Source organism: uncultured Paraglaciecola sp., assembly GCF_963977085.1.
Taxonomy (GTDB): Bacteria; Pseudomonadota; Gammaproteobacteria; order Enterobacterales; family Alteromonadaceae; genus Paraglaciecola.
In genome coordinates this window covers 30,619-54,957 of sequence record NZ_CAXBNC010000014.1, presented here as the reverse complement: position 1 = coordinate 54,957, position 24,339 = coordinate 30,619, and the positions used below count along the sequence as shown (strand labels likewise).

Annotated in this window: 25 protein-coding genes; 15 read left to right on the top strand and 10 right to left on the bottom strand. The window is 41.7% G+C overall.

Annotation, left to right across the window (positions count from 1 at the left end; all coding sequences use genetic code 11):
• Positions 1-166: 166 nt before the first annotated feature.
• Both AAC000_RS15635 and AAC000_RS15630 read right to left on the bottom strand, forming a co-directional pair.
• Positions 167-2,080, bottom strand: a complete 1,914-nt coding sequence (locus AAC000_RS15635; protein WP_339723878.1) for a M48 family metallopeptidase — start codon at positions 2,078-2,080, stop codon at positions 167-169.
• A 15-nt stretch (positions 2,081-2,095) separates the two neighbouring features.
• Entirely contained in the window at positions 2,096-2,692 is a 597-nt protein-coding gene (locus tag AAC000_RS15630) for a LemA family protein (RefSeq protein WP_339723877.1), read from the bottom strand.
• A gap of 257 nt (positions 2,693-2,949) precedes the next feature.
• Between AAC000_RS15630 and AAC000_RS15625 the strand changes: the two genes are divergently transcribed.
• Positions 2,950-3,180, top strand: coding sequence for a hypothetical protein (locus AAC000_RS15625; protein WP_339723876.1), 231 nt, complete (start codon positions 2,950-2,952; stop codon positions 3,178-3,180).
• 16 nt (positions 3,181-3,196) lie between these two features.
• On the opposite strand, the gene AAC000_RS15620 is transcribed toward AAC000_RS15625, so the two are convergent.
• Both AAC000_RS15620 and AAC000_RS15615 read right to left on the bottom strand, forming a co-directional pair.
• Positions 3,197-5,497 (bottom strand): EAL domain-containing protein, encoded by a 2,301-nt coding sequence (locus tag AAC000_RS15620; RefSeq protein ID WP_339723874.1) that lies wholly within the window; start codon positions 5,495-5,497, stop codon positions 3,197-3,199.
• A 324-nt stretch (positions 5,498-5,821) separates the two neighbouring features.
• Entirely contained in the window at positions 5,822-6,736 is a 915-nt protein-coding gene (locus AAC000_RS15615; protein WP_339723872.1) for an amidohydrolase family protein, read from the bottom strand.
• 197 nt (positions 6,737-6,933) lie between these two features.
• On the opposite strand from AAC000_RS15615, the gene AAC000_RS15610 reads away from it, so the two are divergent.
• Positions 6,934-7,929 carry an alpha/beta hydrolase gene (locus tag AAC000_RS15610; protein ID WP_339723870.1) on the top strand — a complete coding sequence of 332 codons (996 nt, stop codon included), beginning with the start codon at positions 6,934-6,936 and terminating at the stop codon, positions 7,927-7,929.
• Between the two features lie 123 nt (positions 7,930-8,052).
• Here AAC000_RS15610 and AAC000_RS15605 read toward each other — a convergent pair whose 3' ends face one another.
• On the bottom strand, positions 8,053-8,973 hold the full coding sequence (locus AAC000_RS15605; protein WP_339723868.1) for a cation diffusion facilitator family transporter: 921 nt from the start codon (positions 8,971-8,973) through the stop codon (positions 8,053-8,055).
• Positions 8,974-9,248: 275 nt separating this feature from the next.
• Here AAC000_RS15605 and AAC000_RS15600 point away from each other — a divergent pair, with 275 nt between their 5' ends.
• Complete coding sequence (locus AAC000_RS15600; RefSeq protein WP_339723867.1) at positions 9,249-9,908, top strand: NYN domain-containing protein; 660 nt, start codon at positions 9,249-9,251, stop codon at positions 9,906-9,908.
• A gap of 164 nt (positions 9,909-10,072) precedes the next feature.
• Here AAC000_RS15600 and rluB read toward each other — a convergent pair whose 3' ends face one another.
• From rluB to AAC000_RS15575, 5 genes are all read right to left on the bottom strand, one after another.
• The gene (rluB, locus tag AAC000_RS15595; RefSeq protein WP_339723866.1) at positions 10,073-10,930 is read right to left on the bottom strand and encodes a 23S rRNA pseudouridine(2605) synthase RluB; all 858 of its coding nucleotides are present in this window, start codon (positions 10,928-10,930) and stop codon (positions 10,073-10,075) included.
• Positions 10,930-11,601, bottom strand: coding sequence for an SMC-Scp complex subunit ScpB (gene scpB, locus AAC000_RS15590; protein ID WP_339723865.1), 672 nt, complete (start codon positions 11,599-11,601; stop codon positions 10,930-10,932). The genes rluB and scpB overlap by 1 nt, the downstream gene beginning before the upstream one ends.
• Entirely contained in the window at positions 11,594-12,460 is an 867-nt protein-coding gene (locus AAC000_RS15585) for a segregation/condensation protein A (protein ID WP_339723863.1), read from the bottom strand. Before AAC000_RS15585 ends, scpB begins: the two co-directional genes overlap by 8 nt.
• An 18-nt stretch (positions 12,461-12,478) precedes the next feature.
• A complete protein-coding gene (locus tag AAC000_RS15580) occupies positions 12,479-13,099 on the bottom strand; it encodes an L-threonylcarbamoyladenylate synthase (protein WP_339723862.1) in 621 nt (206 codons plus the stop codon).
• Positions 13,100-13,247: 148 nt separating this feature from the next.
• The gene (locus tag AAC000_RS15575; RefSeq protein ID WP_339723860.1) at positions 13,248-14,087 is read right to left on the bottom strand and encodes a PHP domain-containing protein; all 840 of its coding nucleotides are present in this window, start codon (positions 14,085-14,087) and stop codon (positions 13,248-13,250) included.
• Positions 14,088-14,451: 364 nt separating this feature from the next.
• Here AAC000_RS15575 and AAC000_RS15570 point away from each other — a divergent pair, with 364 nt between their 5' ends.
• The 12 genes from AAC000_RS15570 (at position 14,452) to AAC000_RS15515 (ending at position 24,332) form a co-directional block, all read left to right on the top strand.
• The gene (locus AAC000_RS15570; RefSeq protein ID WP_339723858.1) at positions 14,452-16,056 is read left to right on the top strand and encodes an anthranilate synthase component 1; all 1,605 of its coding nucleotides are present in this window, start codon (positions 14,452-14,454) and stop codon (positions 16,054-16,056) included.
• Positions 16,056-16,712 carry an aminodeoxychorismate/anthranilate synthase component II gene (locus tag AAC000_RS15565; protein WP_339723856.1) on the top strand — a complete coding sequence of 219 codons (657 nt, stop codon included), beginning with the start codon at positions 16,056-16,058 and terminating at the stop codon, positions 16,710-16,712. The genes AAC000_RS15570 and AAC000_RS15565 overlap by 1 nt, the downstream gene beginning before the upstream one ends.
• Positions 16,709-17,722, top strand: a complete 1,014-nt coding sequence (gene trpD / locus AAC000_RS15560; protein ID WP_339723854.1) for an anthranilate phosphoribosyltransferase — start codon at positions 16,709-16,711, stop codon at positions 17,720-17,722. Before AAC000_RS15565 ends, trpD begins: the two co-directional genes overlap by 4 nt.
• Positions 17,723-17,740: 18 nt before the next feature.
• Positions 17,741-19,126, top strand: a complete 1,386-nt coding sequence (gene trpCF, locus AAC000_RS15555; RefSeq protein WP_339723852.1) for a bifunctional indole-3-glycerol-phosphate synthase TrpC/phosphoribosylanthranilate isomerase TrpF — start codon at positions 17,741-17,743, stop codon at positions 19,124-19,126.
• A gap of 70 nt (positions 19,127-19,196) precedes the next feature.
• Positions 19,197-20,384, top strand: a complete 1,188-nt coding sequence (trpB, locus tag AAC000_RS15550) for a tryptophan synthase subunit beta (protein ID WP_339723851.1) — start codon at positions 19,197-19,199, stop codon at positions 20,382-20,384.
• Entirely contained in the window at positions 20,377-21,195 is an 819-nt protein-coding gene (gene trpA / locus AAC000_RS15545) for a tryptophan synthase subunit alpha (RefSeq protein WP_339723850.1), read from the top strand. The genes trpB and trpA overlap by 8 nt, the downstream gene beginning before the upstream one ends.
• Before the next feature lie 35 nt (positions 21,196-21,230).
• Positions 21,231-21,530: a YciI family protein gene (locus AAC000_RS15540; protein ID WP_339723848.1), complete on the top strand. Its 300-nt coding sequence runs from the start codon at positions 21,231-21,233 to the stop codon at positions 21,528-21,530.
• A gap of 18 nt (positions 21,531-21,548) precedes the next feature.
• Entirely contained in the window at positions 21,549-21,959 is a 411-nt protein-coding gene (arfB, locus tag AAC000_RS15535) for an alternative ribosome rescue aminoacyl-tRNA hydrolase ArfB (protein WP_339723847.1), read from the top strand.
• Positions 21,960-22,087: 128 nt separating this feature from the next.
• Positions 22,088-22,540 (top strand): hypothetical protein, encoded by a 453-nt coding sequence (locus tag AAC000_RS15530; protein WP_339723846.1) that lies wholly within the window; start codon positions 22,088-22,090, stop codon positions 22,538-22,540.
• A gap of 129 nt (positions 22,541-22,669) precedes the next feature.
• On the top strand, positions 22,670-23,194 hold the full coding sequence (locus tag AAC000_RS15525; protein WP_339723844.1) for a glycine zipper 2TM domain-containing protein: 525 nt from the start codon (positions 22,670-22,672) through the stop codon (positions 23,192-23,194).
• 116 nt (positions 23,195-23,310) lie between these two features.
• Complete coding sequence (locus AAC000_RS15520) at positions 23,311-23,586, top strand: PepSY domain-containing protein (RefSeq protein WP_339723842.1); 276 nt, start codon at positions 23,311-23,313, stop codon at positions 23,584-23,586.
• A 71-nt stretch (positions 23,587-23,657) separates the two neighbouring features.
• Complete coding sequence (locus AAC000_RS15515) at positions 23,658-24,332, top strand: response regulator transcription factor (protein WP_339723841.1); 675 nt, start codon at positions 23,658-23,660, stop codon at positions 24,330-24,332.
• Positions 24,333-24,339: the final 7 nt, after the last annotated feature.

Sequence of the window (24,339 nt, the reverse complement as noted above, 5' to 3'; positions counted from 1 at the left end):
ACAATATAATCGCCTAACTAGTACTACCGAATCAACTTAGCACTATCACCTCAATGTACTAGCGTTACTATTAGACTTTAGTCTACTTTCCAAAGGAATTAGCTAGCAGCGGGGCTTTTTTGTTAACTGGAATTTCAACAAACTAATCTCGTATTTCCCTATTTATCTAGACTCTAATAGGCATTGGACAATCTAAGCAATCAGCCATTGCACGAATAGTTTCATGTTCTTGAGGGCTATAATGATGGTCTTGGGTAACCGCAAAAATACATGTTTGCAGCACTTTTTCTTTAGGCTCTGGTGCCAGTTTACTTAAAGCTTGTAGCGCCTTTGAGAAGTCTTCAATATTTAATTTATCTAAGGGTAGTAAACTTAAGGTTCGTAACCCCAGCATCTCATTGGCTTTTTGAATGATAATGGCATGTTCGCCTGTATCGCAAAATTCGTATAAAAGCATACTTAAACAAACTTCAATGTGTTGTTGCACAACAGCTGTACTCTTGTATTTAACTTGCCTTTGGTCGGCATGCTCAAATTCAGTTTGCAGATAACTGGCGACTATGTTGCTTATGGCCCACTCAAAAATACTTTGTGTATTGTCGGTAAACACCAAATAACGCATTTGTTCGAGCATGGCTTCATAACGGCTTTCAGGCATGCCTCTTAATTGTGGCAAAGCCATTTCTAGCAAAGGTAATCTATGCTCTATGCGAAGCTCAGCGACGCCTTGAAAATGTTCTTCAATCAGCTCAAACAAAGGATTCGGTAAGCGCTTTTGTAAGTACAACCGTTGCTTTTCTACAAAGGTTTTGTCACTTGAGTTGTCGGTAAGCAGTAAAGCATAAACAAAGGCCTCTGCCCCTTGGTTATTGTGAACAAGGTCTCTAATACTTTTAGGAATGGCGGCTAAATGGTTTTTAGCTAAAGTCACATTCGAGATGGATACTTGCCCAACCCCCTCTAAAAGGTTATGCGTCGATGGCGACATGTCTAACTCAGCATTACTCTCACTAAAATGGCTAACACCCGATGCTTCGCCCTCTAGCAAAAGCGGTCGATTGGTGACCTTTACTGTTTCGAATTTGCCCGACCAATTCGGTTCTATTTGTTTAATCCGTTTAGGTAAAGGCGGGTGAGTAGCGAATAGTGAAGTGAATTTATTGGTAAGTGCATTGGAGAAAAAAGCATGGCTGATGCTTTGTGCTTCTGGGCTTTCGAGTTTAGATCCTTTGTTGTAGCCGCCAATTTTTTTCAGGGCATTGGCAATACCTTGATTGTCACGGGTAAATTGCACAGCGCTAGCATCGGCCAAATATTCTCGCTGACGCGACACCGACGCTTTTATAGCATTACCAAAAAACATACCGCCATAGCCAATCACCACTAAACCTAAGCCTAAAAAAACCAATTTTCCGCTGTCTTTAGAGCGGCTACTGCTACCGGACACTCGCATAATATAATAGCCAAGCAAACCTAACAGCATAATACCGTGCAAAATTCCCATGAGACGCAAATTAATTCGCATATCACCATTTACGATATGACTAAATTCATGAGCAATAACCCCTTGCAACTCATCACGACTGAAACAATCTAGTGCACCTTGGGTAACGCCAATAACGGCATCTTTAATTGAAAAACCAGCTGCGAAAGCATTAATAGCTGATTCATCCTTGAGCACAAACACCAAAGGAACCGGTGTACCTGATGCAATGGCCATTTCTTCGACCACATTAAGTAAAACGCGGTATTGCAAGTTGTCGGTATTCTGGTTGATTAAGGTGCCACCTAAAGCTTCAGCAACCACACGTCCACCTTGGCGAAGGCTCATTAGCTTATAGACACTACCTATAGCAACAAAAATGATAACCACAGCACTGATAATTAAAAATCTTTGCCAATCAAATTGATGCTTGATGTAATCGAGCGAAATAGCCTGACCTTCTAAGCTGAAGTATCCAAACAATCCCATCACCAAAAGATTGGTCAGCAAAATTAAGCTGAATACCGCGAGCACAAATAACAGCACAAGCGTCTTGGTTTGGTTGCGTGCTCTAGCTTGTGATTGGAAGAAGTTCATTAAAAGCCCCTATCCTTAGAAGGAAACTTTAGGGGCATCTTGAATCTGAGGGCTGTCTGCAAACTCTAGCAACGAGGCGTCCTGGGTGTGTCCGAACATACTAGCAAACAAGGTCTGAGGAAAACTCTGCTTATAGGTATTGTATGCTAATACTTGGTCGTTATAGGCTTGTCGAGCAAAGCTGACTTTGTTTTCAGTTGATGTAAGCTCTTCTGACACTTGCATCATATTTTGGTTGGCCTTCAAATCAGGATAGGCTTCCATAACCACATTTAATTTTCCCATTGCGCTGCCAAGCATGGCTTCTGCACCAATTAGTTGTTGCATAGCTGCAGCATCACCAGGTGCGCTTGCGGCATTGGATAAACCTTGAGAAGCTTGATTACGTGCCGCAATAACATTCTCTAGGGTTTCTTTTTCATGACTCATATAAGCTTTAGCAGTTTCAACTAAATTGGGAATGAGATCATAACGACGCTTTAGTTGCACCTCAATTTGAGCAAAACCATTTTTAAACTGATTTTTAAGGGCCACTAATTTGTTGAAAATTGAAACCACATAAAAAGCAAGTAAAACACATATAGCGACTATCACAATACTTGAAATTTCCATACTCACACCCTAAGTTAGACAAGTCTAATTCACTACAATATATGCTTCTTAATAGGGATACAATACTGCTGTTTTGCGCTTTATCATCTGCGGGGTCAAATCACTTTCACCCAATAATTGCGGGAACAATAATTAAACCAAAGGAAAATTTAATCAATCCGCACCGCCCTATTAATTTGTATGCTCCACTGACGTTGCAATTTATTTTATTATTACAAGGTCTACTCTAATACGGCATTCTTAAAGTAGGTAAATGTATGTGTAGCTCACCAAAAAGTAGCGGTTCTTCGCGCCCAAAAGTTAGAGTAAAAGGCCTCTATGAAGTTATGGATCCAGATAAACGCAAACGCTTTGCTGAAGTGGCTAACCGTGCCGATGAGAGGAAGGCAAAACGTAAGGAAGTGAGTAAACGCTGGGAATCGAAGCATGCTTCACAGAAAAAGCCATCTGGCTTTTTCAGTTGGTTTAGCCAATTAGTTGGCTCATAATCCGCCTGCTAAGTAGTCACCTATTTAGTTCAACATGCCTTTTTGCTAAGTTCACAGATTTTATAAATTGTTCAAAAACATCCACTGGTAATGGCCGACTCAGCAGATACCCTTGGGCGTGACTACAATGAAAATCCCGTAACATATCTAGTTGGGCTTGCTCTTCTACTCCTTCAGCAATGACGGATAAATCGAGATTTTTTGACAATTGACACAGGCTCAACACAATTGCCTGATCTCGATTATCTTTAACCATATTACGTATAAAAGATTGGTCAATCTTCAGCTTATCTACTGGAAAACTCTTTAGATAGGCTAGCGACGAAAATCCTGTTCCAAAGTCATCAATGGATAGCTTAACACCCAAGGCTTTTAGGTTATTAAGGGTTTTTATTGCTAAAGTCTCATCATTCATAACCACAGTTTCTGTAATTTCCAACTCTATGTACTTAGCCGGTAATTGATGATCCTTAAGGCGCTTTGATATGCCTTTAACAAAATCTACTTGTGAAAATTGCCGAGCAGAAATATTTATTGCCACACACATGTCCATGCCCTTTTCATGCCACCGTTTAGCGTGTAAAAAAGCATTGTCCAAAATCCATTCACCTAAGGGCAAAATCAAACCACTTTTCTCAGCCAAGGGAATGAACTCAGCAGGTGAGACAGTGCCACCATCGTCAGTAAACCACCTAATAAGGCATTCGCAACTATCGTATTCCTTTGTCAAAACATCCATTTTAGGTTGAAAATAGAGTTCAAATTCCTGACCTGAAATTGCTTGTTCTAAACGTTTCATCAAAAAAACATGGCGCTCATGACGACTACCACTTTCGTGATCAAAACAACTGAACAACTCGTCTCTTTTCGTCGCCTCATCAAGTGCAATATTGGCATGCAGCAAAAGTTCTTTGAGGTTTGAGCTACATCGGGGATACTCACTGGCGCCAATGCATGCACTCATACTCATGGTCCCAAATGGTGTAGTGATAGTGTCTGCAAAATGTCCAATTAATCTAGTGACTAAATTATCCAATACCTTAGTTTGGTTCAGAACTGGAACAACAATCACAAAATTAGCATCCGCAATGTGGTAAATATAACTGCTATGACTCAGATTCAAATTTTTCGTCAGTTGTTCAAATTTTAACTTCAATGCCGCTGAAAACGATTCGATGCATTCTGAGGCCCCAGTCAGTCCATAACTACCGACAAGCTGTTTATATTGAACGACCTCAAAGAGCAACAAACTAAAAGGGATAGCCGACGCTATCAACGCTTGCGAATCAACTTCAAGAGAGGATTGGTTTTTCAGCTTGGTAGTTTGATTGTGATAGGCAATATATTCTAGTTTATTACGCGCAATATGCTGTTCGCTTACATCCTGAACATGAATATCAAAAGCATCAACGTCCTTTAACCAATGTATCTCATAGCTAAGATAGGTTTCATTTACCCTATTTAAAAAACATCTAACATTGGACTCACTTACACGAGTCTCATGCAGCTGTTGTTTTAAATCAGTTGAAAACATAGACAGTGGATTTTGGGTTTTGTGACTAAAGGAATGAAGTAACTTTTCTGTAGCAGGATTGGAATATCGAATATTTAGGTTTTCATCGACGCTTAAAATCGGATTAGGATTTCGTAAAGGAAATAAGGCCAAACGCCCATTTTCAGCACTTAACTTTATATATTGCATTGCATATCTACCCAGATAGAAAGTAAAGGCAATGAGACCCATAGTAAATAATGCAACTAACCAGACCGTGCTGTTAAGCTGATATATTGTATTATCATATGCAGTATCGACAGAGAGAATAACTTGCTGCCCCATAGCCTCCAATACAGGTAATAATTCCCTACGAATATTGCTAATGTTTTTTAACTGTTCACGAGCCAAATCCCAATCAATAGTAGGCGAAGACAGATTTTGGTCTAAGTGATTCGCAAGGATAGCCGTCTTTTCGAGTTGTTCCTTTAGTAAAGAAGAGGTACTACTATCCTGAAGTCCTCCTTGTAATGAAAGCAACAGATCGGATAACACAGTATGATTTTTTGAGTAATATTCCTGGTAAGGTGTGACGTTGGTCGTCGCATAATATTCGTATAAAATACGCTCTTGCTCACTTGTCAGTGTTGCCACGTGATTTATATTACTCAATGCTGGAAGCCGTTGTACCACCAACTCTGTAGTGGAATGTTTAACTGCAGTTGCCATAAAATAGACCAAGGCTGACAATAACAAACCAACAGTCACGATAAAAAAATACAAATACCTTGCACGTCTTGCAATATTTTCATTGTCAATGCGCATTAACAATTTTCCTATAAACTACCCAGCGAACTAGACCCCAATTAATACCTTTATATTTCAGTTAAAATTATTTAATTCACACAAACTTGCCTTTTAAATATAACACCATCTGACGTGTGAGAGCCCCTACTGGCCTCGCGTAGTACAAAAAAGATAAAGTAGATGAAGTAATAAAACGCACATCAAAGGCACTTTATTTTTCCGAAGGCACCGGAGGTGTTCGTTTTTTGCTTGGAGTGAAACAAAGAATCAGCGTTAATTTAGATTGCTCTAAGGTAACGTTTCTGGCGATAAAGGAGTATTCGCCAGAATCTTAATAAGCCTTCAATTAAGCTCAAAAAATTTGACGGCATTGTCGTATAATATTTTTTGACGCTGTTTTGCAGTTAAAATATTAATCTCGTCCATTCTTTCCAATATCCTGTCTATTGGCATGTTGTCAGATCCAAACATAATGCGATCTTCTAAACCTGAATCAAGAAACCCTTTTAACATTTTTTGGTGCAGCGCCTGGGGCATTATACTATTTACAATTGACATCTCGGCGTAAACCGTCTCGAACTTCAGCATTAATTCTATTGCTTGTTGATGAAAATCAATCTCTCCACCGTGCAATAGCCAAATTTTCAATTTGGGAAATTTGAGTAACACAGGTTTGAGCAACAAGGGATTGCCCATTGCTTGGTTAAAATCAGGGCAGCAACCTTCTACACGGCCTCTTTTGGGTGGACCATGAGCGGCATGCACAGCAATAGGAATTGAATATTTTTCCGCTAGTTGATAATAAGGCAACAAGCGTTCATCAGCAGGCGAAATGCCATAATAAACATAGAGTAACTCGCCAAATACTGTGACCCTGCCTTGCTTAATTTCATCTTCTAACCACTGTAAATCCGGCCATCCGTTGTTTGCTGCAAAACATGGATTCATACGAGGGTATTTACCATCTGTACAGGGAAAAGATGGCCCAACTAATAGTTTGTGTTTTGCTGTAGGTTGCCAGTCACTTAGAAACGATGCTACAGGGATCGACACCACAGACATCACCACATTTTGCCTATCCATTTGCGCTAGTATCTGTGATTTGGCGGTCAAGATGGTTTCACTTACTTCAGGACTAGCATGAATATGAGTATCGATGATTGGCCCTGTATATGATGGCAATTTAGCTAACAAGGCTGTCTGCCAGAGCAGAAAAAACCATAACAAAGCTATTTTTATAGATAAAAGATTGTTCATTATTTTTTTCATCATATGCTGGGGACTTACAAATTAATCTAGTTCATTAACCCATTATTTTCTATTAGGATTCAAAGTTCCCTATAAGTCAGCCGCTGCCAAGTTCAAAAAACTAGCCCAGTTGCACAGCACTAAGAGCTGGCCTATTCTTGCTAATCTACAACAGATAGGGTTTCTCTAAATGACAAGGATTTAATATGAAACTATGGATTAAAGTACTTTTGGGCTTGTTTGGCGCCTTAGCCATTGTTGTTGCTTGGGTAGTCATCTCGGATAAAGAATTTACTGAAACCAGCAATGCTGCTTACATCAAAAGTAGTGCCGCTTTGTTCGAACAAGTAGGCATTACACCTCAGTCCAAATTTGTGCAGGCAGATGGGCCGGTTAAACGTATTCATTATTACGAAATGGGTGAAGGCGAACCTTTAGTGTTGATCCATGGTGGTGGCGGCTATGCTTCTCAGTGGTTTACTATTTTGCAACAGCTGGCTAACTCCTATCATTTGTTTGTAGTCGATCGCCCCGGTAGCGGCTTAACCGACAACTTTAACTATGCTGGCGTAGATTTGACTAGCCATGGTGCCGAATTTGTCCGTTCATTTATGGATGCAGTAAATCTAGACAGTGCACACATGGTTGGGCATTCTATGGGTGGGCTTTTTAGTGTGAATTTTGCTGATCTTTATCCTCAACGAGTAAAAAACCTGGTGTTGATTGGCCACCCAGCAGGCAGCAACACCGATATTCCCCCACCGGTGATGATGATGGGTTTACCCGGAGCCAATAAAATACTGTTAAAGCTGATTGGCGAGCCAACAGTCGCAGGTAGTAAGGATTTTCATGGCATGATGCTGGTGCATCAACCGCAACAATTGTCCGATCTATATTGGTACAATGACCTGAATGCCCAGCTTATCCCAGGTAATGCTCGGACATTTAATTCATTGCTCGAAAATTGCGTAGGCTTGGGTGGATTTAAAGAAGAATTCCTAATCCAAGATACGCTATTTAATTTGCCCCATAAGGTTACCTTTATTGTTGGCGATAAAGATCCTTGGGACACAATGGAAAATGCCGAATATTTGGTATCGAACATGAACAATGCTTCTCTAAAGATTATTAAAAATGCCAGTCACCTTCCCTGGCTTGATGCACCTGAAGAAAGCGCAAAGCTTATTTTGAATGCTTTGTGATTTGAGAAAAAATCAAAAGTGTCAGAGCCGTTGTTTTTTAGAACCCAAAATTGCCGATGACTTATTGATATCTGTGATACCTTTTATAAGCTCTTTAATTTCCTGATTTTAACTTGATCCAGCCTACCCAGCTAACTTCGGATCTTGAATAAACAAGATATCCATTAGAATAGATGGGTTCCATTCACGCATGGCTGTTTCGCAACTGATACGAATGTCATCCAGTTCACTAATGGTGGCCACTGAGAACGACTCATCCACTATGATATGTACTAGTAAATAAATATCTCTACCGCATTTGCTAATACGCACTTCAACATGTTCGTAAGGTACAGCTACCAGTGTTTGCTTGAGTTTTTTCTCAATCACTACAGTCACAGCCTCAGGTGGTGCCTTGTTGATCACTTCGTTGAGGCTATCGAGCATGATTCTTCCAGGTATAGGTAAAATGGCTGTGCCCAATAAAATAAGCAGTAGTGGGTCGATCAATGGTGCGTAGACTGCAAAGCTAGTTTGCTCAATAAAGTAAGCCAGCGCAAAACCCAACAATATGGATGCACTTAACACTCCATCCACAAACCAAGTATGCGCATCTACCCCCACTAAATCAGAACGCAATTGCTTACCTTGGTGTTTCATATAAAAGGATACGGCAAAACAACCAATAGTAGCTATAGCACCATAAATAATCGCCAGCCCAAATTCAGCAGAATTCCCCCCTGTCATCAAGCTATTTATCGACCCAACAATTGCGTACAAACATGTGGCAATGATAATGATAGATTTAAACAAGTTAAGCGTAGGCTCAATGGCGGTATAGCCAAAGTGAAACCTGTCGTCGTCGGGCTTTTGTACAAGGTTAGCCACTTTTAAGGTTAACAACGCCATAAAAAAAGAAATCAGCGAGTAGATACCGTCAAATAAGATAGCCCCCGAATGGGTAATAAATGCAAACCCCAAAGCAACAAACACAAATAACCCCGCAACATAAAAAGACAGGGTTAATAAACGTTTTTCCTTTTGTTCATGAAAACCAATGATCATCAAAAATAAACTAACAGCTAGTGAATTCGCGGATAGTACTCCACTTTTTAAAATAAGAAAGTGATTTCAGAATAATATTTTACGGGTGATTTAGCCGACTAATTTAATCGTTTTTTGGCTTAAAAATGGACATGGAAACACTGCAAATTTAAGTAATAAAGTGAATAACATTGGTTAAATTTAAATTCTGTACATATTTATCAACTCAATGTACGGTAACTTTTTAATCCAGATGGCAATGTTATATTTCGAATTAGAGGGAGTACTGATTTAAAATGGATGAAATAAAACAAAAAATAGCGCTGTTTATCGATGCGGACAATGCCCCCGCTAGTAAGTTTGAAAAGGTGCTGAGTGAAGTAGCGAAGTACGGCTTAGTCACAATCCGCAAAGCCTACGGCAACTGGAAATCTCCCACACTTAAAGGATGGGAAGAATTACTCCACGAATATGCTATCCAACCTATCCAACAATATGACCTAACCAAAGGCAAAAATGCCTCGGATATTGCTATGGTGATTGACGCCATGGACATCATGTACACCAAAGAAATCGATGTAATGTGCTTTATTTCATCCGACAGCGACTTCACTCCAATGGTTACAAGGGCGCTAGCTGAAGGCAAAGTAGTACTAGGATTTGGAGAACGAAAAACGCCCTCTCCCTTCGTCAATGCCTGTTCCAAATTCCTCTACCTCGACGCCCCAGAAACAGAAGAAGCCGAAAAAGAACCCAAACCCAAAAACCTAAAATCCGACGCCAAACTCATTAACTTACTACGCCAAGCAATAGAAGCCACCGAAGACGACGAAGGCTGGGCAGCCCTCGGCCCAGTTGGCTCAAACATATCAAACAGAACATCATTCGACTGCAGAAATTACGGCTTCAAAAACCTAAGCAGCCTATTTAAAGAAGTCGACCTCTTCGAACTATAATAATTAGTAATAATTAGGGTCAGTGTCAATATAACTAAAAGCACTCTTCGCGCCATTCTCCCTGATGTTTTTTGTCTTGAAGGGATTCGAGACAAAACCCGCTAGGGCATAAAAAAAGGTAACACCTAAAAGGTGTTACCTAACTCAACAAAGCGAAGCGCAAACTAATCCCGCTTCTTATTAGCCTGACGCACTCGATGTTTCTTAACCGACCGCCTCATTCTACTAATCTTCACATGATCCAACTTACCGGGATCAATCTTAATCAAGGTCTCAGTCTCAGCAGGCAACTGCACACTCTTACGCAGGGTATTCAAATCAGGTAATCCCAATTCAACCCAACCACCTTGTGGCAAACGTTTTTGCAACTCTAAGGCACCATAACGTACGCGGATCAAACGGCTTACTTGTAGCCCTTGAGATTCCCACAAGCGCCTGACTTCGCGGTTTCTGCCTTCAGATAAACTCACGTTATACCATCTATTTTGACCTTCATCGTCACCGGGCTTTTTGACAATCTCGTTAAATTTAGCTTCGCCGTCTTCAAGTTTTACCCCGTCCGTAAGACGCTTGAGCATCTTGTCTTCTACTTCACCAAACACTCGAACTGAATACTCGCGTTCCACTTCGTGTTTGGGATGCATCAGGCGGTTAGCCAGTTCACCATCGTTGGTGAATAACAATAATCCACTGGTATTAATATCAAGTCGGCCCACTGCGATCCAGCGGCCATTTTTGATGGCCGGCAGTCGATCAAATACAGTCGGTCGGCCTTCAGGATCTTTGCGGCTGCACAGCTCACCTTCTGGTTTGTTGTACATGAGTACGCGGCAAACTGGTGTATCATTAGAGGTGCTTAAGGGGTTACCGTCGACGCGAATCTTATCTGCGGTTTCAACCCTGTCACCTAAGGTTGCCAATTTACCGTTAACAGAAATACGTCCTGCCTCTATCCATCTTTCCATTTCGCGGCGCGAACCTACTCCGGCGTTAGCCAGTACTTTTTGTAATTTGTCACTCATTAATGTAATTGCTCTGGTTCGTCTGGAGGAGTGGGCAAAGTCGCCTCCCCTGCTACAGACTCTGTTGGTTGACCTTTTGTTGCGACATCTTGCGTTGCATCGCTTAAAAGAATGTTTAGTGGTTCGGCTGCTTCTTCAGACGTTATAAAATCGTCGCTACTGGGTAATTCGCTCAAGCTTTTTAACCCAAAATAATCAAGAAACACTTTAGTTGTGGCATACAACGAAGGCCGCCCTGGCACTTCTTTGTGACCTATGACTTTAATCCAGCCTCTTTCACTTAAGGTTTTCATTATTTGACTGCTCACCGACACGCCCCGCACATCTTCTATTTCGCCACGGGTAATGGGCTGTCTGTAAGCCACTAATGATAAGGTTTCTAACATCGCCCTCGAATAACGGGGCGCATTTTCTTGCCACAGTTTACCTAACCATGGACTCAAGCTATCCACAGACTGAAAACGATAACCAGATGCCACTTCAACTAACTGAATACCTCTGGCTTGATAATCTAACTGCAATTCTTTCAGCGTATCTTTGAGCATAGTTTTACTTACCTCAAGCCCTTCGAGCACTGTTAGTTGCAGTTGCTCGGCAGCAATAGGTTCGTCAGCCACAAAAATAGCGGCTTCGACTAGCTGTTTAAGTTGCACTCTGGATATTTTAGCCATCGAGTTCGGCCTCACTATATTTTACCGGTCCACTCATTTTGATGTGAATGTTGGCATAGGGCTGCGCTTGTACTAACTCAATTAAACTTTCTTTGGCTAACTCTAAAATGGCCAAGAAGGTTACCACTACGCCAGCCTTACCTTCGCTGGCATGGAACAATTCATCAAAACCGGTAAAGTGTTCCGACGAAATTTGTTCTAAAATCAAACTCATGCGCTCGCGAGTAGACAAGGTCTCTTTTTCAATGTGGTGATGTTCGAAGGCCTGCGCTCGGTTCATCGCGGTTTGAAACCCTAAAACCAGTTCTTGCAAACTGACTACAGGCAAAATGCGTATCGGCTCAACCGAGTCCGCCGTTTGCACATTGACGCTAAAGAGATCCCTTTCTTGTCTGGGAATATTGTCCAACTCTTGGGCGGCATTTTTGATGCGTTCGTATTCTTTTAAGCGGCGAATAAGTTCGGCCCGAGGATCCTCTTCGTCTTCTTCTGCATCAGGTCTTTTGGGTAACAACAACCGAGATTTCACTTCGGCTAAAATCGCCGCCATCAATAAATATTCGCCCGCCAGTTCAAGTTTAATGTCTTTCATCAGCTCAACATATTCCATGTACTGCTGAGTCACTTGATACACAGGTAAGTTAACGATATCGAACTTTTGTTTGCGGATTAAATACAACAACAAATCCAGAGGCCCTTCAAACGCCTCTAGAATAAGTTCCAATGCATCGGGGGGAATATATAAATCTTCAGGTTTCTCTAGCAGCGCTTCACCATTAACAAACGCCAACGGTAAAGGTTGCTGTACGGGTTCGTTAGCCAGAGATGAGGCTGAAAAAGACGAATTATCTGCAGACATGAAAAATGGCTAGCTAAACTAAATGAAAGGGCTAGTGTCGCCACTGCCTTCTCTGATGATAGTATTTTCACCCTCAGACATATCAATCACAGTGGTAGGTTGTTCACCTAAAAAACCACCATGAATAATCAAGCCCACTTGTTTTTCTAATTCATCTCGAATGTCGTCAGGGTTAGACTCGGCCACCAGTGCGCCTGGCAAAATAAGGGTAGTAGACATAAGCGGCTCGCCTAATTCTTCTAATAGTGCCAAAGCAATTTTGTTATCAGGTACTCTGATACCTATGGTTCGTCGTTTAGGGTTTTGTAATCTTTTGGGTACTTCTTTGGTGGCCTTAAGAATAAAGGTATAAGGGCCAGGGGTATTATTTTTGATCATTCTAAAGGCGGTATTGTCGACTCTGGCATATTCAGACAGTTCAGACATATCGCGGCACATCAGTGTGAAATTATGGTCTTTGCCTATTTGTCGAATGCGGCAAAGTTGTTCTAAGGCAGCTTTGTCATTCATATGACAACCAATGGAATAACCCGAATCTGTGGGGTATACGACCACTGCACCTTGATGAATTAACTCACTAGCTTGTTTGATCAAACGCGCTTGTGGGTTGTCGGGGTGGATATAAAAAAACTGACTCATAAATTGTTCCTATTCTACTATCACAGCAGTATTGCTTGTAGAGTATTTGTTATCGGTTATCCGACCTAGTGTTACCCAAACTTTAGTTACGCAACCTTGGTTTAAGTAACTTTCATTTATCCAATTTTCTATTAACCCAACCCTCTTTTTAACCAACAAGGGCCCAGTCATGCCATATTGGCACAAGTTGTTCGGGAAGCGTAAGGTTTTTACCTAATTCGGTCCAACGGTTAGGATAATGAAAATCAGAACCACTGGAGGCCTGTAAATTGTGCTCTGCGGCGATATCAGCCAATAATTTTTTTCGCTCGGGCGTCAGATGTGAATGAATCACTTCCATTCCGTCGCCGCCCACACTGGCGAATTCGGCCACTAAACGTTTTAGCCACTTGGCGGTCATATCATAATGCCCAGGATGAGCTAATACGGCTTTACCGCCAGCCTCATGTATCCAAGTGACGGCTTGTTCTATCTCAATCCACTGGGGTTTAACATGGGCTTTTTTGCCTTTGCCTAGATACTTTTTAAAGACTGCATCGAAGTCTCGGACTACTTGACGTTGCACTAATACACGGGCGAAGTGAGCGCGAGTGATTTGCCCTACACCGGCTAACTCTTTGGCTTCTTCAAATACGTTTTCAATACCCACTTTGGCTAATTTATCTGACATTTGCTGAGCACGTCTGTCACGCTCTTTGCTTTGTTCGTCTAAGCGCGCTAAAAATTGTGCGTTGTTATGGTCAACATTCAAACCCAAAATATGAATATCAAAATTATGCCAAGAAGTAGATATTTCTACACCTGATAGGATTTGCATCGAGCGCTTTTGTTCTGCCTGATAATCTATCGCTTGTTGAATGCCAGCAACAGTATCGTGATCGGTAATGGCTAAAACATTGACTTGCATATTGTGGGCGCGATCAATCAACTCTTTGGGTGATAGGTGCCCATCGGAATAATGTGTATGGCTGTGCAGGTCGATTTTCATTCAGTAATGCTTTTTCTTATTAGTGTATTAATTATTTTTATTTCTGGCTAAGATTAATTTGAGTGTTGACATAGAGCGAATTTTGTTTTCTTCTATAGGCACAAAAACTGCTGTTGCTTGACGCTATTATACCGATCCCCGTGTGAATAGCAGCCAAATAACAGATTTAAACTGATTACGAGTACGATAAATAATGAAAAACATTCAAACACACAACATTTGGTGGTGGCACAACCTGAACTAACGGGCTGTGAGTGTTTGTGTTTGAATTTTAAATTCGCAAATAAATTTCCAAAAAAGCCCGTATAATGCGGGCTTTTTTACGCCTGCTCTTCAAGATAAAATGTATTAGAGAATCAAAGAAATGAGTTTAGCCCAGTTAACAGAGCAGTTTGGCAAAGTAGAAACCTTAGTAGTGCAAGCGGATTACGTCGCCGACCCTCTACATGCGTACCAATACCTATGCCAAGGTCGTAGCAATAATTTGCTTTTAGAATCTGCCGAAATCGATAGTAAAGACAACCTTAAAAGTTTGTTATTAGTGGATGCCGCCATCAAATTAGAATGTCACGGCCAACAAGTCTTTTGCCGTGCATTATCAGACAATGGCCATGCCGTGTTACCAATGTTTGATGAGTATTGCCCAGTTGGTGTGACCCATGATTATGATGCAACTCAAGGTTTAGTGACCCTTACTTTTCCAATGCCTGATGCTGAACTTGATGAAGACAGTCGCTTAAAAGCGCCAGCGGTATTTGATGCATTACGCCTTATCACCAATAAAATCATCGCTATTCGCCAACATCCCCAAGGTGTATTTTTAGGAGGTGCATTAGCCTATGATTTATTGGCTAGTTTTGAAAAACTCCCAGAAGTGGAAGATAGCGCGAATACTTGTCCAGACTTTGTATTTTATCTAGCCGAAACCTTAGTCATCATCGATCATCAGACTCGGCAAAGTGAAATAATAGGTAGTGTGTTTAGCGGTAAAAATGTTGCCAATAATTATTTTGCAGTGAGCCAACGCTTAGAACAAGTGAAACACAAACTAAGTACAATTAAACCTTTAGCTGAAACCCAAAAAACAGCTATCAGTCATCAAGATTTAGCGGTCAACAAATCTGATCAAGAGTACATAGATGACGTGGTTAAACTGAAAGAAAACATCTTATCAGGTGATATTTTCCAAGTGGTACCATCTCGTACATTTAGTTTGCCTTGCCCCCATCCGCACGATGCTTACCGTGCTTTAAAACAACAAAACCCTAGTCCTTATATGTTTTTCCTACAAGACGACGATTTTTGTATGTTTGGTGCCTCCCCTGAGTCGGCATTAAAATACACTAAACAAAGCAACCAAGTAGAGATTTATCCCATAGCAGGCACTCGCCCTAGAGGTAAACGAGCCGACGGAAGCATCGACTTAGACTTAGATTGCCGCTTAGAACTGAACTTACAAGAAGATCAAAAAGAGCGTGCCGAACATATCATGTTAGTGGATTTAGCCCGTAATGATGTCGCTAAAGTCTCTAAACCCGGTAGCCGTTATGTAACCGACTTACTCAAAGTAGACCGTTATTCACATGTGATGCATCTGGTGTCTCGAGTAGTGGGGCAATTGCGAGAGGATTTGGACGCACTGAATGCCTACCAAGCTTGTATGAATATGGGCACTTTAGTGGGCGCGCCTAAAGTCAGTGCCGCCACCTTGATTCGCCAAGTGGAAAAACAGCGCCGTGGCAGTTATGGCGGTGCAGTGGGTTATATCAACAGCCAAGGTGATATGGACACTTGTATTGTTATTCGCTCGGCATTTGTGAAAAACGATACGGCTTATATTCAGGCAGGTGCCGGTGTGGTCTTCGATTCTGATCCACAATCAGAAGCAGATGAAACCCGCGGCAAAGCCCAAGCGGTTATCAGTGCCATTATTTCCAGTTCGCAATCACTAGAACAAGGAGTAGCATAATGACCTCATCAGCAGCTCAATCTAAAAATTTAATATGTGTATTTTTGTTAGATAATTTTGATTCATTTACCTACAACCTAGTGGATGAACTGAGAACCCTAGGCCTTGAATTGATTGTGTATCGCAATAATGTGCCCGCCGATTTAATATTGCAAAAAATGCTTCACAAAGCACAGCAGACAGACGAAAACGGGCAAACTAAACAAGTGATGTTGATGTTATCACCCGGCCCGGGTAACCCTTCGCAGGCTGGCTCAATGTTAGAATTGTTAAATCTAGTAAAAGGTCAATTTCCAGTACTAGGAATTTGTTTAGGGCATCAAGCCATAGTTGAATCCTATGGAGGCACAATTATTCGCGCGGATAAAGTGATGCATGGTAAGTCATCCTTAATTGAACACTGCGCAGATAAAATGTTCGCCAATATGCCACAGCCCTTGCCTGTCGCTAGGTATCACTCCTTAATGGCCAGCAATATGCCAGAAGCATTAACTGTATTAGCCAATTTTTTTGACATACCTATGGCAGTGGCACATTTGCAAGACAAAATGCTGGGGTTTCAATTTCATCCTGAATCCATTTTAACTTCCCATGGCAGCCAGCTACTGATGCAAAGTATTGAATTTTTAACCCAAGATAAGGTGCCGGCCCTATGATCCACAATATTCTTGAACAACTTTATTTAGGCCAAGACTTACAACAAAATGATGTCACCGAAGTATTCTCACAGGTGGTAACAGGTCAAGTGGATGACATTGTTTTATCGTCATTGCTTACGGCTTTAAAAGTCAAAGGTGAACAACCTGAAGAAATTGCCGGTGCCGCTGCAGCGTTAATTGCTAACGCGGGGGCGTTTCCGCGCCCAGATTATGACTTTGCCGACATAGTAGGCACAGGTGGAGACGGCCATAATACTATTAATATCTCTTCTGCCTCTGCCATAGTGGCCGCAAGTTGTGGCTTAAAAGTAGCCAAGCATGGTAATCGTAGTGTATCCAGCAAATCTGGTTCGGCTGACTTATTCAAGGCTTTTGGTTTAGAACTCACTATGGATGCAGACATCGCTAAGCAGTGTCTTGATGAATCAAACCTGTGTTTTTTGTTTGCCCCTAATTACCACTCGGGTATTCGCCACGCGATGCCAGTGCGCACCACATTAAAAACCCGCACCTTGTTTAACTTATTAGGTCCTTTGGTCAATCCTGCGCGTCCTAGCCATATTATTATTGGCGTCTACGCCCCAGAATTACTACTGCCTTTTGCAAAAACCTTACAACTATTAGGTTATCAAAAAGCCTTAGTGGTCCATGGCAGTGGTTTGGATGAATTTGCCTTACACGGCGAAACCCAAGTGGTTGAAGTCAATGGTGCTGAATTAACCCAAAGCAGGGTATCACCCGCCGACTTTGGACTTGAAAAGTATCCCTTAGACGCCATTAAAGGTGGCGAGCCAGAAGAAAATAAAACCTTGATAGAAAATGTGTTATCAGGCAAAGGTCAAGCTGCACATCAAGCGGCGGTAGCCATGAATACAGGCGCATTGCTAAAACTATGTGGCAAAGCACAGACTTATGCTCAGGGCGCAGAAATGGCCGTTAAAGCCATGGCGCAACAATTGCCTCTTGCCACTATTAAATTATCGGCTGCAATCAGCCAAAATCAATAAAGGACGCAGTGAACAAAAATGGCCAATGTATTAGAAAAAATCGTCCTAGATAAAAAGCAAGAAATCGCGCAACTGAAAATTAATTTTCCCTTGGCCGATTTTATCGATGAACTTACACCATCAGACCGCAGTTTTTATGCGGCTTTAGCGCTGCCCAATGCAGGTTTTGTTTTAGAATGTAAAAAAGCGTCTCCTTCTAAAGGGTTAATTCGTGAACATTTTGATTTAGACGAAATCATCCAAGCTTACAGTCCTTATGCTGCCTGTATTTCTGTATTGACTGATGAGAAGTATTTCCAAGGTAAATTTGAATACCTAGAGTATGTGCGGGACCGCGTGACTCAACCGGTGATTAATAAAGATTTTTTTGTTGATCCTTATCAAATTCATTTAGCCCGTTATCATCGCGCCGATGCGGTATTACTGATGTTGTCGGTATTAGATGATGCTCAATATACCGAGTTGGCAAACCTTGCTGAGCATTACCAACTCGATGTACTCACTGAAGTCAGTAACGAACAAGAAGTGCTAAGGGCCTGTGCGTTAAAGGCTAAAATCATCGGCATTAACAACCGTGACTTACGTGACCTTAGTACAGACTTAGCCACCACTGAACGTTTGGTGCCATTAATTAAGCAACATGCCACACATGACCATGTGATCATCTCAGAATCGGGTATATACACCCATCAAGACGTGCGCAGACTTGCGCCTCTAGTTGAAGGATTTTTGGTTGGCAGCTCTTTAATGGGCGAAAAAGACATTGAGCTTGCTGCAAAACAATTGCTGTATGGAACAATCAAAATCTGTGGCACCACCAGCTTAACCGGCGCCAAATTGGTCAAAGACAGTCCAGCAAGTTTTGCTGGTTTGATCTTCGCAGAAAAATCCAAACGTTTTGTTACCTTAGAGCAAGCTAAACAAATTACTTATGCTGTACCAAATAACTATGTAGGCGTGTTCGTTAACGCCCCTATTGAACGCGTCGCCAAGTATACAAAAGAACTGAACTTAGTGGCAGTACAGTTACATGGTGATGAAAACCAAACTTTTATCGACGATCTACGTAAACACTTACCTAGCTCATGTCAGATTTGGTTAGCGAAAGGGGTGCAACAAACCTTACCTACTTTAGATGAAAGTGGCGTAGATTACTTTTTATTAGATTGCCAAGTAGGCGAACAAACGGGTGGCACAGGCCAAGCATTTAGTTGGCAATTGTTAGATGAACTAACCGACAAGTCCAACATTGTGCTTGCAGGTGGCATCACCCCAAGCAATGTTAAACAAGCAGCGAATTTGCAGGTTGCTATGCTCGACTTAAATTCAGGTGTGGAAAGCGCACCGGGCATTAAGCAGCAAGACAAAATTAATCAGGCTTTTAGCCAGCTTAGAGAGTACTAAGAGCAGTTACCAGCATCGAGCTGTTAGCTCGTAACTCGAAGCTAAAACCGTTTTAAAAAGTGAGTAATAGATGAATCAATTAGACAGTAAATTTGGCAACTATGGCGGTATGTATGTACCCGAGTTGTTGATCCCTGCACTTGACCAACTCGAGCAGGTTTTTGTTGATGCCCAAAAGGATCCTGAATTCCAAGCGGAATTTATGGGTTTATTAAAAGATTATGCAGGTCGCCCAACAGCCATGACCTTAACTAGAAACTTAGTCAGCAACCCAAAGGTAAAACTTTACCTCAAGCGTGAAGATTTATTACACGGCGGCGCCCACAAAACCAATCAAGTTTTGGGTCAAGCTTTGTTAACTAAACGTATGGGAAAAACAGAAGTCATCGCCGAAACAGGTGCAGGCCAACATGGTGTGGCCACTGCATTAGCCTGTGCATTAATGGGTCTAAAAGCGCGCATTTATATGGGCGCTAAAGACATGGAGCGCCAAGCTCCCAACGTATTCAGAATGCGCTTAATGGGCGCTACCGTTATTCCGGTGAACTCAGGTTCTGGCACCTTAAAAGATGCAGTAAATGAAGCAATGCGCGACTGGTCAGCAAACTACGACAAAGCCCATTATTTATTAGGCACCGCAGCAGGCCCCCACCCTTTCCCGACTATAGTGCGTGAATTTCACCGCATGATAGGTGAAGAAACCCGTGCACAAATTATGGAAAAAGAAGGCCGTTTGCCTGATGCAGTGGTGGCGTGTGTGGGCGGCGGTTCAAACGCCATTGGTATGTTTGCTGATTTTATCGATGAGCCAAGTGTGAGATTAATTGGTGTGGAGCCCGCAGGAAAAGGCGTGCATACCAAAGAGCACGGCGCGGCCATAGGCAAAGGTACAACAGGTATTTTACACGGTGCATTTAGCTATATTATGCAAGATGACGATGGTCAGATTGAAGAGTCGTATTCGGTATCAGCAGGCCTTGATTATCCTGCTGTGGGTCCTCAACATGCGCATCTTTATGATATTGGCCGCGCAGAATACGTATCTGTCACCGATGAAGAAGCGCTGAATGCGTTTCAACTTTTATCCCGTAAAGAAGGCATCATCCCAGCACTGGAATCCTCACATGCCTTAGCTCACGGGCTAAATATGGCTGATGAAGCAGAAGATGGCACTATCATAGTGGTGAATCTATCTGGACGAGGCGACAAAGATTTAGCCCATGTCCATAGCATTTTAGGAGATCAAAACCATGACTAATACTGCTGATCGCTATGCAAATATGTTCGAACAACTCGAATCTAAAAACCAAGGAGCATTTGTACCATTTGTGATGGTCGGCGACCCTGACACATCAACCTCAGTGAATATCATTAAGGCCTTAATAGAAGGAGGAGCGGACGCACTAGAATTAGGTTTTCCTTACTCTGATCCTATTGCCGATGGCCCCACTATTCAAAAGGCCAGCATTCGCGCCCTCTCGAATAAGATCAAAACCGATGACTGTTTTGAAATCATTCACCAAGTACGTGAGGCTTATCCAGAAATTCCAATCGGATTGTTGTTGTACAGTAACTTAGTGCTAAAACGTGGTATCGAAAAGTTTTATCAAGATGCACTAGCCGCAGGTGTAGATTCAATTTTAATTGCCGATGTACCTCTTCGTGAAGCAGACCGCTTTATTGCTATTGCCGAGCAAACCGGTATTAAACAAATTTTAATTGCACCACCTAATGCCAGTGATGAAACTTTCGCAGAAATTGGCACAAAATCACAGGGTTATACCTACCTGCTTGGACGCGCTGGTGTAACAGGAGCTGAAACTGCTGTGTCTATTCCGGCCAGTGAACTGATTGATAAACTGACCCAATATAAAGTGGCACCACCACTGCTTGGTTTTGGCATATCCACTCCAGTACAAGTAAAAGACGCCATCCAGTCTGGTGCCGCAGGTGCCATTTCTGGCTCAGCAACAGTCAATATTATTGCTGAAAACCTAGACAAGCCTGAGGTTATGCTAGAAAAACTAAAAAGTTTTGTGACAGAAATGAAAGCGGCTACTCACAAGTAGCGGCTTAACGTTTGGAAATTAAATAGGATAAATCCATGTGGTATAGCATTTATTGCGAAGACGTTGAAAACAGTTTACCCCTGCGTAAACAAACCAGAGCAGCACACCTTGAGCGTATTCAGCTTCTAGTCGACCAAGGCAGAATTTTAGTCGCTGGTCCCTGCCCTGCAATTGATAGCCAAGATCCAGGCGAAGCGGGATTTACTGGTTCTTTGGTTATCGGCGAGTTTGATAGTTTACAAGATGCCCAACAATGGGCCGATGCCGATCCTTATACACTTGCAGGCGTCTTTGAAAAGGTCACTGTTAAACCCTATATAAAGGTCTTACCTTAAATTGTGAACAAGCCTTAGATGAGTTATACACCAAATATTGAATCACTGATGCCTGCCGTCGAATTAAGTGCCATGCGTGCGCAAGGTGCTGGCGGACAAAATGTCAATAAAGTGTCTAGTGCCATTCATCTAAGGTTTGACATTAATCTTGCAGCTATCCCAGAATACGTCAAACAAAAACTGCTGTCTGGCAAAGATAAACGGGTCACCCAAGAAGGTATTCTAATTATCAAAGCCCAGAGTCATCGCACTCAAGAAATGAATAAACAGGACGCCTTAGAGAGACTTTCCGAAATACTGGTAGAGGCTGGTAAACTACAAAAGGCGCGACGACCAACAAAACCTAGCAGAAACTCACAAATCAAACGTGTCGATAGCAAAGTAAAATCTGGTAGAACTAAGGCCTTAAGAAAAAAAGTCGATTTTTAGGCAATCCTACATTGCCTTAAATTCAGTAAAGATCCCCTATAAAGCCAATTGATTATTAAATCATTTTCACAATAGTTGAGTAATTTTACTATTTGCCGATAACTAATTGAGATTAGTGAGAGGTGTATATGAAAAATTCCCCAAAGAATAAAATGAATAAAGCTATTTATGGTCTGTCGCTGATGCTAGTTTGGATCAGTTTAAGTGGTTGTATACAAAGTAACGCGGCAACCACAGAGAATGACGTGGCCATGTCAACTCCGCCCCAAAAGCGCATTACAGATAATACTTTGAAAGTGGTTAACGCAGCCTTTTACCAAACTTTTGTGTTAGGAGAGTGGCGCTACAAAGGAGCCCGAAACCTTGGTGGTAAGATCAATGCTTATATACAAATTCCAGCTCCACTAGAAATGAGTAAAGAAGTTCAAAAATCCTACCTAAGAACAGCCATATGCCCGTCATCTGCACACTCCAAAATGTGGGATGAAATAGGTGGCACTCCTTTGAGTATCCATATCTACACCCATAAACAAAAGCATAGTCTGTATGTAGATTGTAAAAATCCTCTTATGGCGGGCTAGGAGCATTTTTTCAAAACGGATTTACATCCACGCCTAGCGAACTTTGAGGGATAGTTCATTTAACCTTAGTTCAGCTAAAATTCAGCCTAATACTATTAATCTTGTAACCACTTAAACAGGAGTGATTACATGAAATTATTAATAACAAGCGCATTACTCGTTTTGACCTTTTCCCCTTTAGCTTCGGCTAAACATGAATCCAGTTATCACAACGAGAGTAAACATAGCCGAGGCGAATTTAAAGCAAGAGTGATTGATTCAACACCTGTCTACAAGTATGTATCAGTCGGTCAACCTCACACATACTGCGAACCTGCAAAGACACAAACAATAACACGCATTTCCCATGATAAAGGGGCAACAATAGTGGGTGGCATTGTAGGAGGGATTATTGGACATGCTGCAAGCGACAACAAACACAAAGGTTTAGGTACTGTAGCGGGAGCCGTGCTTGGCAGTACATTAGTGCATAAGCTTAATAGTGCTGACATACAAACCTACAAGGTAAAACCACAAAACTGTGTGACTACACATACAAAAGCCCAGAAAGTACGTGTAATAGACGGATACAATGTCACTTATCGCTCTCAGGGAAAAGTATACCAGACCTTTACGCAAGAGAAGCCTGCTAAGTATGTCCGTATATATAACTAGCTAAACTGACTGTGCCATTCATACCCTAATCTCATAATAACAATAGCAATTGCTTTTCAGTCAAATGGTGATTGGGGTAAACTAAGGATTAAACAGCAACCAATAAGAGAGAAACCTTGAAGCAGAACTCTTACATTAGATTCATACTTGTTTGCTTAACGGCGATATCGTTAAGCGGCACACCTATTTCTGCTCAAGAAACTCAAACAGCCCCTAAAACCAAATCTGATGCAGCCAAAAAGGCTCAGCAAAAAGTCAATGGCCGGGTTTTAAAGGTTGTCCAAAATAAAAATAGATACAGGGTCAAAGTACTCCAAAAATCTGGACGTGTGATATCAGTAGATGTCGACAAAAAGTCTGGTGAAGTGAGCCAGAAGAAGAAAAAGGATTAGTTTGATTTCGTAGCGCTGGAAACAAAAATCACCTCCAGCAGATGTAATTTCAAAGGACAAATAGGCTCTAAATGCGCATATTGATAGTAGAAGATGACAGCCGTTTACTGACCCAGCTTGACATATTATTGCAAAAAAATGGTTATAGCGTGGACTTGGCAGATGACGGTGCAAAAGCGTTATTTTTATTGCAAGAACATACTTATGACTTAGCCATCATCGATATAGGGTTACCCGTAGTGGATGGTTTTGAAGTGATCCAAAAAGCCCGTAAAAATGATGTGAGTTGCCCAATCTTGATTCTTACCGCTCGGGATAGATGGCAAGAAAAAGTCGAAGGATTAGATGCAGGCGCAGATGATTACCTAACCAAACCTTTTCATAACGAAGAGTTATTGGCGCGCATCAATGCATTAATTCGTCGAGCGGCGGGTAAAGCACACCCTACAATCGAAAAAGGGCCTATCACCCTTGATACACTGAGCGAAGAAGTGAAGGTTAATGGCCAGTACATTGAACTCACTGCCTACGAATATAAAGTACTGGAATATCTACTGTTAAATCCACAAAAAGTGGTATCTAAGACCGAACTGACTGAACATATCTATGATCAAGACTTTGACTTAGACAGTAACGTAATTGAAGTTTTTGTGGGGCGCTTGCGTAAAAAGATCGATCCCGATGGCAGTGTTAATCCCATAGAAACACTTCGCGGTCGAGGTTATCGAATTAATCGTGAGCTCTAACTTGATT

Excerpts from the sequence above, each read along its gene's own strand:
- arfB (WP_339723847.1), top strand. The coding sequence starts at position 21,549 with ATGAGTTATACACCAAATATTGAATCACTGATGCCTGCCGTCGAATTA.
- AAC000_RS15580 (WP_339723862.1), bottom strand. The coding sequence starts at position 13,099 with ATGAGTCAGTTTTTTTATATCCACCCCGACAACCCACAAGCGCGTTTG.
- AAC000_RS15525 (WP_339723844.1), top strand. The coding sequence starts at position 22,670 with ATGAAATTATTAATAACAAGCGCATTACTCGTTTTGACCTTTTCCCCT.
- AAC000_RS15620 (WP_339723874.1), bottom strand. The coding sequence starts at position 5,497 with ATGCGCATTGACAATGAAAATATTGCAAGACGTGCAAGGTATTTGTAT.
- AAC000_RS15635 (WP_339723878.1), bottom strand. The coding sequence starts at position 2,080 with ATGAACTTCTTCCAATCACAAGCTAGAGCACGCAACCAAACCAAGACG.
- AAC000_RS15600 (WP_339723867.1), top strand. The coding sequence starts at position 9,249 with ATGGATGAAATAAAACAAAAAATAGCGCTGTTTATCGATGCGGACAAT.
- AAC000_RS15610 (WP_339723870.1), top strand. The coding sequence starts at position 6,934 with ATGAAACTATGGATTAAAGTACTTTTGGGCTTGTTTGGCGCCTTAGCC.
- trpA (WP_339723850.1), top strand. The coding sequence starts at position 20,377 with ATGACTAATACTGCTGATCGCTATGCAAATATGTTCGAACAACTCGAA.
- AAC000_RS15575 (WP_339723860.1), bottom strand. The coding sequence starts at position 14,087 with ATGAAAATCGACCTGCACAGCCATACACATTATTCCGATGGGCACCTA.
- AAC000_RS15515 (WP_339723841.1), top strand. The coding sequence starts at position 23,658 with ATGCGCATATTGATAGTAGAAGATGACAGCCGTTTACTGACCCAGCTT.
- AAC000_RS15630 (WP_339723877.1), bottom strand. The coding sequence starts at position 2,692 with ATGGAAATTTCAAGTATTGTGATAGTCGCTATATGTGTTTTACTTGCT.
- AAC000_RS15540 (WP_339723848.1), top strand. The coding sequence starts at position 21,231 with ATGTGGTATAGCATTTATTGCGAAGACGTTGAAAACAGTTTACCCCTG.
- trpD (WP_339723854.1), top strand. The coding sequence starts at position 16,709 with ATGATCCACAATATTCTTGAACAACTTTATTTAGGCCAAGACTTACAA.
- AAC000_RS15605 (WP_339723868.1), bottom strand. The coding sequence starts at position 8,973 with ATGATCATTGGTTTTCATGAACAAAAGGAAAAACGTTTATTAACCCTG.
- trpB (WP_339723851.1), top strand. The coding sequence starts at position 19,197 with ATGAATCAATTAGACAGTAAATTTGGCAACTATGGCGGTATGTATGTA.
- AAC000_RS15615 (WP_339723872.1), bottom strand. The coding sequence starts at position 6,736 with ATGAACAATCTTTTATCTATAAAAATAGCTTTGTTATGGTTTTTTCTG.
- AAC000_RS15585 (WP_339723863.1), bottom strand. The coding sequence starts at position 12,460 with ATGTCTGCAGATAATTCGTCTTTTTCAGCCTCATCTCTGGCTAACGAA.
- AAC000_RS15625 (WP_339723876.1), top strand. The coding sequence starts at position 2,950 with ATGTGTAGCTCACCAAAAAGTAGCGGTTCTTCGCGCCCAAAAGTTAGA.
- AAC000_RS15570 (WP_339723858.1), top strand. The coding sequence starts at position 14,452 with ATGAGTTTAGCCCAGTTAACAGAGCAGTTTGGCAAAGTAGAAACCTTA.
- scpB (WP_339723865.1), bottom strand. The coding sequence starts at position 11,601 with ATGGCTAAAATATCCAGAGTGCAACTTAAACAGCTAGTCGAAGCCGCT.
- rluB (WP_339723866.1), bottom strand. The coding sequence starts at position 10,930 with ATGAGTGACAAATTACAAAAAGTACTGGCTAACGCCGGAGTAGGTTCG.
- AAC000_RS15530 (WP_339723846.1), top strand. The coding sequence starts at position 22,088 with ATGAAAAATTCCCCAAAGAATAAAATGAATAAAGCTATTTATGGTCTG.
- AAC000_RS15565 (WP_339723856.1), top strand. The coding sequence starts at position 16,056 with ATGACCTCATCAGCAGCTCAATCTAAAAATTTAATATGTGTATTTTTG.
- trpCF (WP_339723852.1), top strand. The coding sequence starts at position 17,741 with ATGGCCAATGTATTAGAAAAAATCGTCCTAGATAAAAAGCAAGAAATC.